At 39.9% G+C, this 16129-nt stretch carries 15 protein-coding genes; 14 read left to right on the forward strand and 1 reads right to left on the reverse strand.

Features of this window, described 5'->3' with window-relative positions:
- Positions 1-38: 38 nt before the first annotated feature.
- The 10 genes from R2Q85_RS18185 to R2Q85_RS18230 all read left to right on the forward strand — a co-directional run bounded on the left by R2Q85_RS18185 (position 39) and on the right by R2Q85_RS18230 (position 10751).
- On the forward strand, positions 39-803 hold the full coding sequence (locus R2Q85_RS18185; protein ID WP_316813208.1) for an alpha/beta hydrolase: 765 nt from the start codon (positions 39-41) through the stop codon (positions 801-803).
- Positions 803-1465 carry a CBS domain-containing protein gene (locus R2Q85_RS18190; RefSeq protein ID WP_316813209.1) on the forward strand — a complete coding sequence of 221 codons (663 nt, stop codon included), beginning with the start codon at positions 803-805 and terminating at the stop codon, positions 1463-1465. Before R2Q85_RS18185 ends, R2Q85_RS18190 begins: the two co-directional genes overlap by 1 nt.
- Positions 1465-2346: an NAD kinase gene (locus tag R2Q85_RS18195; protein WP_316813210.1), complete on the forward strand. Its 882-nt coding sequence runs from the start codon at positions 1465-1467 to the stop codon at positions 2344-2346. Before R2Q85_RS18190 ends, R2Q85_RS18195 begins: the two co-directional genes overlap by 1 nt.
- A gap of 1 nt (position 2347) precedes the next feature.
- A complete protein-coding gene (locus R2Q85_RS18200) occupies positions 2348-3145 on the forward strand; it encodes a DUF6089 family protein (RefSeq protein ID WP_316813211.1) in 798 nt (265 codons plus the stop codon).
- An 18-nt stretch (positions 3146-3163) separates the two neighbouring features.
- A complete protein-coding gene (locus tag R2Q85_RS18205) occupies positions 3164-3904 on the forward strand; it encodes an isoprenyl transferase (RefSeq protein WP_316813212.1) in 741 nt (246 codons plus the stop codon).
- A gap of 63 nt (positions 3905-3967) precedes the next feature.
- Positions 3968-6535: an outer membrane protein assembly factor BamA gene (gene bamA / locus R2Q85_RS18210; RefSeq protein WP_410478897.1), complete on the forward strand. Its 2568-nt coding sequence runs from the start codon at positions 3968-3970 to the stop codon at positions 6533-6535.
- A gap of 118 nt (positions 6536-6653) precedes the next feature.
- Positions 6654-7184, forward strand: a complete 531-nt coding sequence (locus R2Q85_RS18215; RefSeq protein WP_316813213.1) for an OmpH family outer membrane protein — start codon at positions 6654-6656, stop codon at positions 7182-7184.
- A gap of 42 nt (positions 7185-7226) precedes the next feature.
- A complete protein-coding gene (locus R2Q85_RS18220; protein ID WP_316813214.1) occupies positions 7227-7784 on the forward strand; it encodes an OmpH family outer membrane protein in 558 nt (185 codons plus the stop codon).
- Between the two features lie 92 nt (positions 7785-7876).
- Entirely contained in the window at positions 7877-8713 is an 837-nt protein-coding gene (gene murI / locus R2Q85_RS18225; RefSeq protein WP_316813215.1) for a glutamate racemase, read from the forward strand.
- 136 nt (positions 8714-8849) lie between these two features.
- On the forward strand, positions 8850-10751 hold the full coding sequence (locus R2Q85_RS18230; RefSeq protein ID WP_316813216.1) for a class II glutamine amidotransferase: 1902 nt from the start codon (positions 8850-8852) through the stop codon (positions 10749-10751).
- Between the two features lie 301 nt (positions 10752-11052).
- On the opposite strand, the gene R2Q85_RS18235 is transcribed toward R2Q85_RS18230, so the two are convergent.
- Positions 11053-11670, reverse strand: a complete 618-nt coding sequence (locus tag R2Q85_RS18235; RefSeq protein WP_316813217.1) for a LysE family translocator — start codon at positions 11668-11670, stop codon at positions 11053-11055.
- A 160-nt stretch (positions 11671-11830) separates the two neighbouring features.
- Here R2Q85_RS18235 and R2Q85_RS18240 point away from each other — a divergent pair, with 160 nt between their 5' ends.
- From R2Q85_RS18240 to R2Q85_RS18255, 4 genes are read left to right on the forward strand one after another with little or no spacing between them, the layout of a single operon-like run.
- Positions 11831-12253, forward strand: coding sequence for a dCMP deaminase family protein (locus R2Q85_RS18240; RefSeq protein ID WP_316813218.1), 423 nt, complete (start codon positions 11831-11833; stop codon positions 12251-12253).
- 8 nt (positions 12254-12261) lie between these two features.
- Positions 12262-13788, forward strand: a complete 1527-nt coding sequence (gene guaA / locus R2Q85_RS18245; RefSeq protein ID WP_316813219.1) for a glutamine-hydrolyzing GMP synthase — start codon at positions 12262-12264, stop codon at positions 13786-13788.
- Positions 13745-14968 (forward strand): ABC transporter substrate-binding protein, encoded by a 1224-nt coding sequence (locus R2Q85_RS18250; RefSeq protein WP_316813220.1) that lies wholly within the window; start codon positions 13745-13747, stop codon positions 14966-14968. The genes guaA and R2Q85_RS18250 overlap by 44 nt, the downstream gene beginning before the upstream one ends.
- Complete coding sequence (locus R2Q85_RS18255) at positions 14965-16128, forward strand: RsmB/NOP family class I SAM-dependent RNA methyltransferase (protein WP_316813221.1); 1164 nt, start codon at positions 14965-14967, stop codon at positions 16126-16128. The genes R2Q85_RS18250 and R2Q85_RS18255 overlap by 4 nt, the downstream gene beginning before the upstream one ends.
- Position 16129: the final 1 nt, after the last annotated feature.

Below are 16129 nucleotides of genomic sequence, written 5' to 3' on the forward strand. Positions count from 1 at the left end.
ACTAACTTAGTAGCAATAATCATACACAAAATATTTATATGACATACGAAGTAATAGACGAAGGCGGGTTTAAATATATAGAAGCCGGAAAAGGTGAAACCCTGGTATTACTTCATGGTTTAATGGGAGAATTGAGCAATTGGGAGCCGGTAATTGATCGTTTTAAAGAGAATTACCATGTCCTGGTACCTATTTTGCCAATTTATGAGCTCCCTATTCTGACATTGGGTGTAAGAAGCCTGTCTAAATACATCAACAGATTTTTAAAATATAAAAAAGCGAGTCAGGTTGTTTTGATCGGGAATTCCCTTGGAGGCCACGTTGGCCTGGTATTTACCATTGCACACCAGGAAAATGTAAAAGCACTTGTCCTAACCGGTAGCTCTGGTTTATATGAAAATGCTTTTGGAGGTTCTTTTCCAAAAAGGGAAAGCTACGATTACATTCGTGAAAAGGTGGAATTTACTTTTTATGATCCGGCAACAGCCACAAAAGAACTGGTTGATGAAGTTTATAAAACCGTAAACGAACGGTCGAGGGTTATTCGCATTCTGGCCTTGGCTAAATCAGCTATACGACACAATATGTCTAAAGACCTTTCCAGGATCACTATTCCGGTTTCCTTAATTTGGGGTAAGCAGGATAGGGTAACACCACCTGAAGTTGCAGAAGAGTTTCATGAGCTGTTGCCAAATTCTGAATTGAACTGGGTAGATCAATGCGGACATGCCCCCATGATGGAACGTCCGGAGATTTTTAACGAATACCTTCAAACTTTTTTAAACCGGATTTTACTGAAATAATGCTGGCATCTGAACTCATATCTAATTCAATACCCCCGCTAAAGACTTCTGATTCTGTACAGAAATCCTTGGAAAGAATGACTGAGTTCAAACTTTCTCATCTTCCCATTGTAAATGAAACCCAGTTTTTAGGATTGCTTGCAGAGGATGAGCTGATAGAGGTTAGAGATGGAGATTTGCCCATTGGTGGTCTTTCTTTATCACTTTTAAATCCTTTTGTGTATGAGGATGCACATATTTATGACATCATCAGGTTACTTACCCAGTTGAGCCTGTCTGCAGTTCCGGTGTTAGACTATAAAAAGAATTACCTGGGTTTAATAGCAATCAATAGTCTGATCAGTTATGCTGCTGATATTTTTGCAGTAAAAGAGCCTGGAGGCATTATTGTTTTGGAAATCAGTAACAGGAATAACTCTTTGGCCCATATGGCGCAAATTGTGGAGGCAGACAATGCACAGATTCTTTCGTCTTATGTACAGTCATTCCCGGATTCTACAAAACTGGAAGTTACACTGAAGATTAATAAAACAGAGTTATCGGGCATCATTGCTTCTTTTGAACGGTATAATTACCAGGTTAAGGCCGTATTTAACAGTACAAAAACAGATGACGGAACCGAAGACCGCTTCAATTCATTTATGAATTATTTAAACGTATAATGAAGATTGCTATTTACGGTAGGGAATTCAATAACAGTGTATTGCCTTATGTTCAAGAGGTTTTTAATGTACTGGACAAGTATAAGACGCCTATTCTCGTTTATAAAAAATATCTGGATTTTATAAAGGATAAGATTAAGTTGCCAGATCATATCCAGGCTTTTTCATCGCATACCGAACTGCCAGGCCAAACCGACGTATTGATCAGCTTAGGGGGTGACGGTACTTTGCTGGATACGCTGGCACTGATACGTGACTCAGGTATTCCTGTAATAGGTATCAATTTTGGCCGTCTTGGTTTCCTGGCCAGTATCAATAAAGACGAAATAAAAAAGGCAATTGAGGCACTGAAAAATAAAGAATACTCGCTGGATAAAAGGACTTTGCTGAGCTTGGCGTCTACATATGACCTTTTTGGAGAAGAAAATTTTGCATTGAATGACATCACTATTCACAGGCGGGATAATTCTGCCATGATGATCATCCATGCTTATATGAACAATGAGTTTGTAAACTCTTACTGGGCAGATGGTTTAATCATTGCCACCCCAACCGGCTCAACGGCCTACTCTTTGAGCTGCGGTGGTCCGATTATCTATCCAAGTTCTCAGAATTTTGTAATTACTCCTATTGCCCCGCACAATTTGAACGTGCGGCCGGTTATTATTCCCGATGATGTTTCGTTAACTTTTGAGGTAGAGGCGAGAAGTGCCAAATTCCTGGTATCTTGCGACTCACGTACAGAAACAGTAGACCGCTCAGTCAAAGTGACTTTAAATAAAGCTAAATTTCATGTAAACCTGATCAGACTCCATAATGAGAGCTACCTGACAACGTTAAGGAATAAACTACTTTGGGGTATTGATACCCGGAATTACTAATATGCGTTATACCCCACAACTGATTTGCTTTCTCGTCCTTTTTGGTCCGGTAACTGCATTTGCCCAAACCTTTGAGTTGGGCTTATTGGCTGGGGGCTCGGGTTATATCGGCGATCTGAATCAGGACAAACCATTGAAAATAAGCGGACTGTCGGCGGGTGCTTATGCAAAAATAAATATTAATCCATATTGGGCATTTGGTTTGCACTATACTTACGGTAAGATCCGGGCCAATGATGCTTTTTCAGATAATACAGACTTTAACAACCGCAATATTAATTTTAAAACGCCTTTAAATGAGCTGAGTGTACAAGTGGACTTTAACTTCCTCAATTATTTTGCAGGTGGAGGAACAAAGAAATTTACACCCTATATATTTACAGGTATTGGTGGGGTGTTTTATAGCCCTAAGGGTACCTATAATGATACGGAATACAATTTGAGGTATTACCAGACCGAAGGACAGTCTGAGGCTTACCGGAATTATGCGTTAAGTATCCCTTATGGAGTGGGGATAAAGCTGCAACTGAAAGAAAATTGGGGTTTGTTTTCTCAGATTGGATACCGTACAGCACATACCGACTACCTGGATGATGTAAGCGGGGTTTATCCGGATGCATCGGTATGGCCTGATGATGGATCAAGACCCTTGAGACAACAGTTGTCAAATCCTTCATTTATACCAAATTATGGTGCCCCAGGCACCCAGAGAGGTGATTTTAGAAAAAGAGATACATATATGTTTGTAGGTATTGGCATATCTTATACCTTTGTGTCCCAAAAATGTTATACATTTTAAGCATATTTGCGGTAAATAATGGGATTTAAAGAACAAATAGATAGCACACGCTTGCCGGAACACATCGCCATTATCATGGATGGAAATGGAAGATGGGCAAAAAATCAGGGTAAATTCAGAGTTTTTGGCCATGAAAGTGGTGTGCTGTCCGTAAAAGATATCGTTGAAGGCTGTGTAGATATAGGCATCAAGTATTTAACAGTTTATGCTTTTTCGACAGAAAATTGGAACAGGCCTGTTGATGAAGTTAACGCATTAATGGAATTGCTGATTACAACGATCAATCAGGAAACTGAAACACTGACTAAAAATAACATCAGGTTAAACGCCATTGGAGATATTGCCTCACTTCCTCAAAAATGTATTGACGATTTAAAAAGTGCTATGGATAAAACTGCCAATAATACCCACTGCACTTTAACCCTGGCCTTAAGCTATAGTGCCAAATGGGAAATTCTGGAAGCAGCCAGGAAACTGGCCCAACAAGTTAAAGATGAAAAAATAAGTATTGATGATATTAATGAGGCCTGTTTTTCAGCTCAGTTAACGACAATTAACATGCCTGATCCGGAATTGATGATCAGAACCAGTGGTGAACACAGAATTAGTAATTTTTTATTGTGGCAGATGGCGTATACCGAGTTGTATTTTACGGATACCTTATGGCCGGACTTTAGAAGGGAAGACCTTTTTGAAGCTATTGTAGACTACCAGAAACGCGAACGCCGCTTCGGTAAAATTAGTGAACAGTTGAACTAATTTTACTTTTAACACTTTTTAACATGTGTTTAAATTAACTTAGCATCGATTTTTAGATTGTAAATGAAAAGAATATACCAACTTATATTATTGTTGTTGATTGGTTTACCAACAATGGCACAAATCACCCGTCCTCAGTCCAATCCCGTAGCTCCCACTTTAAAAGTGAAAGGACTTGAACTGGATTATTTTAATCCGAAAGAGTATATCATCGGGGGCACTACCTTGACAGGTACACAATACCTGGATAAGGACGTGATCATTACCTTGTCAAAGCTAATCAAGGGAGAAAGGATTATCCTTCCAGGTGAAGCTACAGCTAATGCAATCAAAAATCTTTGGGCTCAGGGTTTGTTTGATGATATCCAGCTGGATATTACTAAAATAGTAGAGGATTCGGTATATTTTGATATCGAGGTTGTGGAGCGGCCACGCCTGAGTTCTTTTGAATTTACCGGAGTTAGTAAATCTCAAAAAACTGATATTCTTGAAAAACTGGGTGAAAAAGCTGGTAAAGCTATTATTAATGACAATCTATACAATAGTACTACTGCCACTATTAAGAAGTTTTTACTCGAAAAAGGGTATTTCTTTACCAGTGTTGAGTACAAGACCAAACCAGATCCCAGCCAGGACAATAGTGTAATCCTCCAGGTGTTAGTAGATAAAGGCAGAAAAGTTAAAGTCCATGAGATCAACTTTACAGGGAATAAGGATTTTTCTTCAGCCAAGCTGCGCAAATTTTTAAAGAAAACGAAACAGCAGGCATTTTATAAAGTATTTGGTTCAGGGAAGTTCAACAAAGAGAAATACGACGAAGATAAGACCAAACTTATCGCTAAAATGCATGATAAGGGTTATCGCGATGCGGTAATTTTAAAAGACAGTATTTATCAGTATAGCGATAAAGCTGTAGGTATTAAAATAGATTTATTTGAGGGACCTAAATATTACTTTGGTAACATCAGCTGGGTAGGTAACGCAAAATACAATACAGAGTTTTTACAAAGAGCATTGGGAATTGAGAAAGGAGAGGTGTTTAGTGAGGAAAAATTAGAGAAAAAATTAAGAGGAAGTGCCAACGGAGATGACGTATCCAGCATTTACCTGAACGACGGATATTTAACATTTAATGTAGATCCGGTACAGACTAAAATTTATGGTGATACAGTTGAGATGGAAATGCGGATTTACGAAGGTCCACAGTATACCAATAACCGCATTACTGTTAAAGGCAATACCATTACAAACGACAGGGTAGTTTTGCGTGAAGTACGTACGAAGCCGGGTGAAAAATTCTCTAAAGACCTATTGATCCGTACTGTTCGTGAGATTGGTCAGCTGGGTAACTTTGACGAGTCGAAAACTAATCCGGTACCTAAGCCAAACCCAGCAGATGGAACGGTAGATATCGAATACACAGTAGAAGAAAAACCTTCTGACCAGATTGAGCTTTCGGGCGGTTTTGGTGGAGGTAACATCATCGGAACCCTGGGTTTAACCTTCAACAACTTCTCTTTAAGAAACTTGTTTAATTTAAGTGCTTACAAACCTTTGCCAAAAGGTGATGGACAAAAATTAAGCTTACGTGGACAAACCAACGGCAAATATTACCAATCGTATAGCTTTTCATTCTCCGAGCCATGGCTGGGGGGTAAAAAACCGATCAGCTTCGGCGTAAGTGCCTTTACCTCATTACAGTCTAACGGCGGGAGAAGTTACTATGGTACGATAGATCCGTCCAGTAGTCAATACCAGAAGATCCGGTTAAATGGGGTTACTGTCAGTTTGGGAAGAAGACTGAACTTCCCGGATAACTACTTCCAGTTAACGCATGCCATTAATGTGCAGCAGTATATCCTGAACAATTATCCTGGATTCCTGTTCAGTACCGGGACCTCATATAACCTGAACTTAACACAAGAACTAAGCAGGGATTCAAGGGATTCCCCAATCTTCCCTACAGGAGGATCGTTCTTTAAATTCACTGTGCAGGCTACACCTCCGTATTCATTGCTGAATAACGTGAACTATGCAACAGCATCTGATAAACAACGTTATAAGTTTACAGAGTATCACAAATGGAAATTTGAATCGCAATGGTTCCAAAGGTTGGCCGGCAAGTTTGTCGTTAAAGCACAGGCACAGTTTGGTTTCCTTGGAACATATAACCAGGCTGTTGGACAATCTGCTTTTGAAAGGTTTAAACTAGGTGGAGATGGTATGCAAGGGTTTGACTTCCTTCAGGGATCTGAGCTGATCGCCATGCGTGGATATGCCAACAACTCGGTAATACCAGTAGGCGCAAATCCTAACATCGCACAGCAATCTGGTAGCCCTATCTTTACCAAATATGTCATGGAGTTAAGGTACCCGGTAATTGCGAGTCAGCAAGCCACCGCTTTCTTGGTAGCATTTGCAGAGGGTGGAAATACCTGGGATAAGTTTGCCGATTTCAATCCATTCAATGTCAGACGTTCTGCCGGTTTTGGCGCCAAAATATTTTTACCGATATTTGGATTGCTGGGGATAGATTGGGGCTATGGATTTGATAAGATTCCAGGCTCGCCAGATGCCAATAAAGGGCAGTTCCATTTTAGCATAGCACAGCAACTTGGCGGATTTAATTAATAAAATACACAATAAAACCCGGATAAGCTTGTTAGGTATTACTTAATAAGCTTATCTTAGTTTTTAACATATAGCGGTTTAATTAGCTTTAAGGACATAAAAATAAATCATCATACTAATGAAAAAGTATATTTTAATTTGCATCTTGCTGTTTACAGGGATGGGTGCATTTGCACAGAAATTTGCTTATGTGGATACAGAATATATTCTGAAACATTTACCAGATTATAAATCATCGTTGAACCAGTTAAATGTTTTGTCACAGCAGTGGCAAAAACAGGTAGACAATAACTTTACAGAAATAGACAAAATGTATAAGGCTTACCAGGCCGATCAGGTATTATTGACTGAAGACATGCGTAAAAGGAGAGAGAATGATATTATAGAAAAGGAAAAACAGGCAAAAGAATTTCAGCGTAAAATATTTGGTCCGGAAGGTGAATTGTTTCAGGCCCGGGCAAAATTATTAGGTCCTATTCAGGATGGCGTGACAAAAGCTGTAGCAGAAGTAGCTAAATCCAAACTTCTTGATTTTATCTTTGATAAGAGCAGCGAAGCAACGATGATGATCTATGCCAGCAGTGGTTATGATGTGAGCAACGATGTGATTAAAAGATTGGGTTATAAACCAGATTCGTCAATTAAATAGATATATAAACATAAATTAGAAACAATTATTAAGAAAAATAGAATGAGAAAGTTAATTAACGCATTTTTTTTAGCGGCAGGATTATTGTTTACTGCTAATATTGCAAATGCACAACAAAAATTGGCACATTTAAACTCTGCAGCGATTATAGAGGCCATGCCAGAGGTAAAAACTGCACGTACTGCATTGGAAGCTTTTCAAAAAACAAAGCAGGCAGATATTGAAAAAATGATTTCTGAATATCAGACTAAATTGAAAGCTGCTCAGGACAAAGAGAAAACAATGAGTGAGGCAAACAAAGAAGCTATTGGTAAAGAATTGCAAACTATGGGTGCTGAGCTTCAGGATCTGGAAAAACGCATTGGTGATGCCAGACAAAAAGCACAGCAGGAACTGGAAACTAAGAATGCGGAGTTATTCAATCCTATCCAGGTAAAAGCGGATGCTGCCATTAAAGCCGTGTCCAAAGAAAAAGGATTTGCTTATGTATTTGATACCGCAAACCCGGCTGTGATTTACTCAGACGGAGGTGAAGACATTACAGCTTTAGTAAAAACTAAACTTGGTATAGCTGCTACAGCAACTGCACCAAAAAAATAAATGATAGCTCTATAAACTCTGATTGAGGATTTTGCAGCTAAAATATTTAAATTGCGGGATTGGGTGATAAAACCCAATCCCGTTTTTTTATCATGAATAATAAGCAATCCATAGGTGTTTTTGATTCTGGCTATGGCGGCCTGACGGTATTTAAGTCAATTGCCCGGGAACTGCCACAGTATAATTATATCTATTTTGGGGATAATGCCCGTACGCCTTACGGAGACCATTCTTTTGAAACTATTTATCAGTACACACTGGAATGTGTAGAATGGTTATTTGCTCAGGGCTGTCCTTTGGTTATTTTGGCCTGCAATACTGCTTCGGCAAAAGCATTACGCTCCATTCAGCAAAATGTATTGCCATTTAAATATCCAGATAGGAGAGTTTTGGGTGTAATCAGACCTACTGCCGAGATTGCAGGTGATTTTACATTGACCAGGCATATTGGGATCATGGGAACCCGTGGTACTGTTAATTCCGAGTCCTACCTGATGGAGATCCATAAATTTTTCCCGGAAATAACCGTTTCCCAGCAAAGTTGTCCAATGTGGGTGCCTTTGATAGAAAACAATGAACACCAGGATACAGGCGCAGACTATTTTGTAAAAAAGTATATCGATCAGTTATTGACGAAAGATGATGAAATAGATTGTATTGTTTTGGCTTGTACACATTATCCGCTGCTGGTGTCTAAAATGAAAGAGATATTACCAGGTCATATTAACTTGCTGGCACAGAACGATATTGTCGCTAGCAGCCTTGCCTTATACCTCAGGAAGCATCCGGAAATGGAGTGCAGGATCGGCAAAGAAGCTGAAACTAGTTTTTTCACTTCGGGAGATCCGCAGGCTTTTAATTCCAATGCTTCTATTTTTTTTGGCAAACCTGTTGTTTCAAAGCACGTAAATATGAAAGCCCAGTGTTAAATGAATTCCGTTTAGCAAAGAATTAATTATAATTGACGTTTGAACAGCAATTATAATCTAAAAATAAACTTTCCATTTCTTTCTAGGTTCTGATTATTATTAACGGTAAATTTGCCGCTCAAAACAACACACACGAATGAGTGACTCGATCAAACATGAATGCGGAATCGCCTTTATCCGCCTTTTAAAACCGCTCTCATACTACCAGCAAAAATACGGTACTGCACTTTACGGATTAAACAAGCTTTATCTTTTAATGGAAAAGCAGCATAACCGTGGGCAGGATGGAGCCGGAATAGCAACTATTAAATTAGATGTTAAACCTGGTCACCGCTACATCAGCAGGTACCGTTCGATGGCTCAGAATGCAGTTGCGGATATATTTGGATATGTACAAAATAAATTTGTAGATATTCAGAATGAAACGCCTGAACTGATGCAGGATGCAGAGTGGTTGAAGCAAAATGTGAGTTTTATTGGTGAAGTTTTGTTAGGACATTTGAGGTATGGAACGCATGGCAAGAATAGCATCGAGAATTGCCATCCCTTCTTGCGTCAGAACAATTGGATGACAAGGAACCTGGTTATTGCCGGTAATTTTAACATGACAAATGTTGATGAATTATTGGAGCAACTTTATGAACTTGGCCAGCATCCAAAAGAAAAGGCAGATACAGTTACTGTGCTCGAAAAGATTGGCCACTTTCTGGATGATGAGAATCAGGAACTTTTTGATGAATATAAAAAAGAAGGTTTGGATAATGTAGCCATTACCCATAAGATCTCTGAAAACCTCGATATTGCCAAAATATTGAAACGTTCCGCAAAGAATTGGGATGGAGGTTATACCATTTCAGGGATTGTAGGTAATGGCGATGCATTTATCCTTCGTGATCCATCAGGGATACGCCCGGCCTATTATTATGCTGATGATGAAATTGTAGTCGCTGCGTCGGAGCGCCCGGCTATACAGACTGCGTTTAACATCCAGTTTAAAAATGTTAAGGAAATTGAGCCTGGTCATGCATTGATCGTTAAGAAAGACGGTACCGTAACACAAGAGATATTCAGGGAGCCTGAAGAAAAAAGAGCATGCTCTTTTGAACGTATTTATTTTTCAAGAGGAAGCGATGCCGAAATCTATAAAGAGAGAAAACACCTTGGTGCCTTGCTGTGTAAGCAAATTCTGGAAGCGGTAAGTGCAGATTTGAAAAATACTGTTTTTTCTTTCATTCCCAATACCGCCGAGGTTTCTTTCTACGGCATGGTAGACGGTTTACATGCTTACATTAGAGAGGTACAGAAGGAAGCCTTACTGCGCCGTAAGGATACACTCAGTGATGCAGAACTTGATGAATTGCTGTCTATGCGTCCAAGAGTAGAAAAGCTGGCGATTAAGGATGTTAAGCTAAGAACTTTTATTACGCAGGATGCCGATAGAGGAGATATGGTAGCGCATGTTTATGATACTACTTATGGGGTGATCAAAAACCACACAGATACGCTGGTCGCTGTAGACGATTCCATTGTAAGAGGAACTACATTAAAACAGAGCATTATCAAGATAATAGACAGACTGCACCCTAAGAAGATCATCATTGTTTCTTCTGCACCGCAGATCCGTTATCCCGACTGCTACGGTATTGACATGTCTAAAATGGGCCAGTTTGTGGCATTCGAAGCGGCGATACAATTATTAAAGGCAAGAGGGATGGAAAATGTAATAGAAGAAGTTTACCAGAAATGTAAAGCCTCTTTGTTGCTGCCTAAAGAAGAAATTGTCAATCATGTTAAGGACATTTACAGGCCATTTAAGCAACAGGAAATCTCCGACCAGATTGCTAAAATCATTACGCCTGCTGATACCGTTGCCGAAGTGGAGGTGATCTACCAGACACTTGATAATTTACATGTTGCCTGCCCTAATCATAGTGGCGACTGGTATTTCTCAGGTAACTATCCAACTCCGGGTGGTAACAAGGTAGTAAATAAGGCTTTTGTAAACTGGAAAGAAGGCAATAATCAAAGGGCATACTAGAGGGTAAAAAAGCTGTGCTATTCAGCGTCTGGCATCTGTTGCTGAAGGGCAACAGCGCCTAGGTCGCTTCACAGCAAGCATCTTTACTGTCAAGCGAGCGCCTTAAACATGGTGTTCATGTACATCTAATAAAACAAGAAACCCTTTTGCATTTTTTGCAAAAGGGTTTTTTTGTTCGTCGGTATCTCTCCTTCTGCATCATGCTATTGAACGAAAATATCCCTTCTGTGAACAGACCTAGGCGCTGTTGGCTTGCTTCAGAGAAGCAAGGCGGCAGATGCCAGACTGTGAACAGAATGGGTTATTTTCTTATTACTTCAATAAACAACCTTATTGCAAACATCAGGATAACTGCCCCCGCAATTCTGTTGAGGTTTTGAATGGTCCTTTCTTTAATTCTGTACCTCAGCTTGGCTGCATAAAAGCACTTGAGGCAGTCTACAGAAAGCTGTGTAATCATTGCAACAATAAAAAATACAATCTTTTCTGCCATTTCATAATGCAGGTGTACAGATACAATACCCCCCACCATAATCCAGAACATGAGTGTGGTAGGCGATAAAAGGCACATGAAAAATCCTTTGATGATATATCCTCTCTTTTTGATCTTTAAGTCTTCAGAGATGTCATAATTTACTTTCACCTTTTTGATGAGGTAGAACAGGCCGATGCAAAATAAGAATAGTCCGCCAATGATACCGATATACTGATTGTACTTGGAATTGTAATCTACAAACTGCGAACTAAATATGGTCAGGCTTATGAATATGATGTCGCTAAAGATCACACCTATGGCTAACGCAAACCCCGCCTTGAATCCCTTTTCAATGCTTGTTTTGATCATTGAAAAGAATACTGGTCCTGTTAAAAAAGAAAATAAAATACCCGCACCTATCCCTTGTAATATTGCTTCAAACATTCACCTAACGTATAATATTGTGCTAATATGCAATTTTAAACATAAATTAGCCCAAAAAAAATCCATTAACAATCATTATCAATAAACGCTGCCGGTATAGTTAAAGTATCAGCGGACAACCAATAGCATGACAGTAAAACCTAGTTTTAACCATATTTTCATGAATTTAGCTTCCGATCTTGCGGGGCGTTCACATTGTGTACGTGCGCAGGTAGGTGCTGTGTTAACAAAAGACACCCGCATTATTTCCATAGGGTACAATGGTCCTCCTGCCGGAACACATAATTGTGACGAAGAATGGCCGGAAGCAGGTTGTGCAAGAGATTCCCGTGGAAGTTGCTCTTTGGCCCTGCATGCAGAGGAGAATGCCATATTGTATGGTATAAAGAACGGGTCGAAAATTGAAGGTTCAACGCTATACACCACCTTGTCGCCCTGCATCGCCTGTGCCCGTCTCATTTTATCTTCAGGCATAAAAGTAGTGCACTACCGGGATTCGTATGCTGCCTATAAGGGATTGCCGAGTGATGAGGGGGTTGATTTTTTGAAGAGATTTGGCGTGGAAGTGATTAAGTATTCTTAACTTTGGCCATGCTAGAAAAAATCATAATTCTCGATTTTGGTTCTCAATATACACAGTTAATTGCCCGTAGGGTACGCGAGTTAAACGTTTATTGCGAAATTCATCCATTTAACAACATTCCTGAAATTACTTCAGACGTTAAAGGTATCATCCTTTCAGGTAGTCCATATTCGGTTCGTCAGGAAGATGCCCCTCAAATAGATCTTAAAAAGCTGGATAGCTACCCCATACTTGCGGTTTGTTATGGAGCTCAATATATTGCACAGCACTCCGGTGGTGAAGTGCAGGCCTCTTCAACACGTGAATACGGCCGGGCCAACCTTAATTTTGTTGCTGAAGGAAATAAATTATTTAAAAATATTGCTTTGGATTCTCAGGTATGGATGTCGCACGGCGATACCATTACCAGGGTGGCCGAAAACTTTGAACTGATTGCCAGTACAGACAGTGTGAAGGTGGCTGCCTATCAGGTTAAAGGAACCGATACTTATGCCATACAGTTCCATCCTGAAGTAACGCACAGCATCGATGGTAAACAATTGCTGGAAAACTTCCTGGTAGACATCTGCGGATGTAAGCAGGAATGGACACCATATGCTTTTGTAGAAACTACGATAGCAGATTTAAAAGAGAAACTAGGTAATGATAAAGTGGTGCTGGCACTTTCAGGCGGGGTAGATTCCAGCGTTGCAGCTATTTTATTACACAAAGCAATTGGAACAAACCTGCATTGCATTTTTGTAGACAATGGTTTATTAAGGAAAAACGAATACGAAGCAGTGCTTGAACAATACAAGCATCTTGGCTTAAACATAAAAGGTGTAGATGCCAAGGAACGTTTCTTAAGCCAGCTTGCCGGAGTTTCTGATCCTGAGCTGAAACGTAAAGCCATTGGAAGAGTATTTATTGAAGTATTTGATGATGAGGCGCATCAGGTGCAGGATGTAAAATGGCTGGCACAAGGCACCATTTATCCCGATATCATAGAATCTGTCTCTGTTAAAGGACCGTCAGCTACGATTAAATCACACCACAATGTTGGTGGTTTGCCGGATTTCATGAAACTTAAAGTTGTAGAACCCTTGAATACGCTGTTTAAGGATGAAGTAAGAAGGGTTGGGACATCTTTAGGACTGGAGCATTTTATCATCGGACGTCATCCTTTTCCCGGTCCAGGTTTAGCGATCAGGATTCTTGGAGAGGTTACTGCAGAGAAGGTCGCCATTCTACAGGAAGCAGACGCCATCTATATCAATAACCTGAAAGAAGCAGGTCTGTACGATAAAGTATGGCAGGCAGGTGCAATATTCCTTCCGGTCCAATCGGTAGGGGTAATGGGGGATGAGCGTACTTATGAAAATGCGATAGCCCTTCGTGCCGTCGAATCTGTGGATGGAATGACCGCAGATTGGTGTCATTTACCTTATAACGTACTCGCAAAAATTTCTAATGAAATCATTAACAAAGTAAAAGGAATTAACCGCGTTGTATATGACATTAGCTCAAAACCACCAGCCACAATTGAGTGGGAATAAATATTGGATCCTTGTATTTATGGTTCTTGTTTTATCGGCCTGCTCGCCGAAAATAAGGACCGAAAGCAAGAAGCCCGAGGTTCCTAAGGAAGCACCGAAAACAACAAAGCCCGCTGTCAGATTTGAGCAGGCCAGTATTTCGTTGCTGGTCCCCTTCCGCTTAAATGAGATCAAATTAAAATCAGCTACGAAAGCAGAGGTAGAAAAAGCCGCATTGGCCATCGATTTTTACCAGGGATTTAAGCTGGGTATAGATTCTGCCGCTGCGTCTGGTCAGAATTTTAAACTGAAAGTATACGATACACGGGATGACAATACCCAGATCGGCACATTGATTGATAACGGTGGCCTGCTGGGCAGTAGCCTGATTGTGGGGCCCGTGTTCCCGGATGGGTTAAAGTACATTACCAACTATTCTATATCCAGGAATATTCCTGTGGTCAATCCCCTGTCGGCGGCTCATCCCGGCGAATTTGCCAATCCTAACCTGATATCGATTGTAAACAATGTTGATCAGCATGCAGAGAAAATAGGCAGTTATATCAGTAAAAATTATAACCCGGCAACTACTGTTGTGGTACTGATCAATCCAAAGGGCTCAAGTGACGAAGTGATGGCTAAGCCTTTAAGGGCATATTTCATGCAGCATAACAAATTTAACTTCCAGGAATATGCCTCTGTTTTTACCATGGAACCTAAAATTATAAAAGACAGGCAGTATGTAGTTATTGTAAGTGCATCAGACCGAAAATTTGTTGTTCCTACACTCGATAAACTAATGAAAATCAAGAAGACAGGATTAAATATATCCCTTTTTGGCCATCCAGATTGGGTTAAACAGAATTACAATACCGAACAGCTGCAAACTTTAAATACAGTCGTCACCTCTTCTTATAAAATTGATTATACCAGGTCAGAGGTTAATGCTTTTATCAGGAAATACCGCTCATCTTTCAACTTTGAACCTGGTGAATATGCTTTTAAAGGTTTTGATATTGGTTTTTATTTTGGCAAGCTGCTATCTATCTATGGTGCAGATTATTTAAATTACCTCAGCAAAGAACGGTATAAGGGTTTGCACAATTCCTTCCGTTTTATTCACGACGATAAATTGGGTTATATCAATACCAGCTTAATGCTCCTTAAATATAAAAACTTTGCTTTAAATATTGTTGAATGAGGGTAGAACACCAGTTAAGGGCATTTGAACAGATTCTTAAAAGTTATGACGGCACCTTGCCGCTGCATCGTTTTTTGTTTGCTTATTTTAAACGGAACAAACAAATGGGCTCTTCTGACAGGCGTTGGGCAAGCCGGTATATTTATAGTTTTTTTAGACTTGGCAAAGCCTTAATCGCATCAGAATATACCCTACGTTTGGCAGTAGCCGATTTTCTTTGCAGCCAAACCACAAGCCTGGTACTGGAAACTTATTTAACGGGCTTAAAAGAGCATGTTGAACTTCCGGTCCGGGAAAAAATAGCCTTGATTAAACAGCATTATCCGTCATTTAAATTAACTGATGTTTTTAGTTTTCACAGTCAACTTTCTGCCGATATTGATCAGGAAGATTATATCACTTCCTTTTTTATACAACCTGACCTGTTCATCAGGGTTGATGCCGGTTATCTGGAAAAAGTAACCGCTACTTTAAAGCAAGCAGAGATTGTGGTAGAAAATATTAGCGACACCACACTTGCGCTGCAGAACGGGACAAAGTTAGATACCCTGTTGGCTGCACAGAAGCATTACCAGGTGCAAGACCTTTCTTCACAGAAAACAGGCAGCTTCTTTCAACCTCAACCCTGGGACAAATGGTGGGACTGTTGTGCAGCGTCAGGCGGTAAATCACTGCTTTTGTATGATCTGGAATCAAAGATTGAGCTATTGGTAAGCGATGTAAGGGAAAACAGTTTACATAACCTGGACGAGCGCTTCCAGGAGGCGGGTTTAAAAAAATATCAGAAGAAAGTATTGGACTTGTTGGAAAACAATGATCAGGACCTTCATGACTATGAATTTGATGGTATTATACTGGATGCACCCTGTTCCGGATCAGGAACCTGGGGAAGAACTCCCGAAATGTTGTATCATTTTGATGCACATAAAGTCAGTTATTTTTCTGGTTTGCAAAAAACAATAGCCGGAAATGTGGTCAAATACCTGAAAGAAGGCAAGCCGTTGATCTATATCACCTGTTCAGTATTTAAAGAAGAAAATGAGGACGTGGTAGCTTTCCTGTTAGAAAACCTGCCTTTAAAACTGGAAAAAATGCAGGTAATTAAAGGCTATGCAGCTAAGGCTGATACGATGTTTGTTGCCCGCCTGATCAAACAGTAAT

This window comes from Pedobacter heparinus (assembly GCF_032678725.1).
Lineage (GTDB): Bacteria > Bacteroidota > Bacteroidia > Sphingobacteriales > Sphingobacteriaceae > Pedobacter > Pedobacter heparinus_A.

What these genes read in the sequence shown, in the direction of transcription:
- R2Q85_RS18185 (WP_316813208.1), top strand. Translation starts at nt 39, where the DNA reads ATGACATACGAAGTAATAGACGAAGGCGGGTTTAAATATATAGAAGCC.
- R2Q85_RS18190 (WP_316813209.1), top strand. Translation starts at nt 803, where the DNA reads ATGCTGGCATCTGAACTCATATCTAATTCAATACCCCCGCTAAAGACT.
- R2Q85_RS18195 (WP_316813210.1), top strand. Translation starts at nt 1,465, where the DNA reads ATGAAGATTGCTATTTACGGTAGGGAATTCAATAACAGTGTATTGCCT.
- R2Q85_RS18200 (WP_316813211.1), top strand. Translation starts at nt 2,348, where the DNA reads ATGCGTTATACCCCACAACTGATTTGCTTTCTCGTCCTTTTTGGTCCG.
- R2Q85_RS18205 (WP_316813212.1), top strand. Translation starts at nt 3,164, where the DNA reads ATGGGATTTAAAGAACAAATAGATAGCACACGCTTGCCGGAACACATC.
- bamA (WP_410478897.1), top strand. Translation starts at nt 3,968, where the DNA reads ATGAAAAGAATATACCAACTTATATTATTGTTGTTGATTGGTTTACCA.
- R2Q85_RS18215 (WP_316813213.1), top strand. Translation starts at nt 6,654, where the DNA reads ATGAAAAAGTATATTTTAATTTGCATCTTGCTGTTTACAGGGATGGGT.
- R2Q85_RS18220 (WP_316813214.1), top strand. Translation starts at nt 7,227, where the DNA reads ATGAGAAAGTTAATTAACGCATTTTTTTTAGCGGCAGGATTATTGTTT.
- murI (WP_316813215.1), top strand. Translation starts at nt 7,877, where the DNA reads ATGAATAATAAGCAATCCATAGGTGTTTTTGATTCTGGCTATGGCGGC.
- R2Q85_RS18230 (WP_316813216.1), top strand. Translation starts at nt 8,850, where the DNA reads ATGAGTGACTCGATCAAACATGAATGCGGAATCGCCTTTATCCGCCTT.
- R2Q85_RS18235 (WP_316813217.1), bottom strand. Translation starts at nt 11,670, where the DNA reads ATGTTTGAAGCAATATTACAAGGGATAGGTGCGGGTATTTTATTTTCT.
- R2Q85_RS18240 (WP_316813218.1), top strand. Translation starts at nt 11,831, where the DNA reads ATGAATTTAGCTTCCGATCTTGCGGGGCGTTCACATTGTGTACGTGCG.
- guaA (WP_316813219.1), top strand. Translation starts at nt 12,262, where the DNA reads ATGCTAGAAAAAATCATAATTCTCGATTTTGGTTCTCAATATACACAG.
- R2Q85_RS18250 (WP_316813220.1), top strand. Translation starts at nt 13,745, where the DNA reads ATGACATTAGCTCAAAACCACCAGCCACAATTGAGTGGGAATAAATAT.
- R2Q85_RS18255 (WP_316813221.1), top strand. Translation starts at nt 14,965, where the DNA reads ATGAGGGTAGAACACCAGTTAAGGGCATTTGAACAGATTCTTAAAAGT.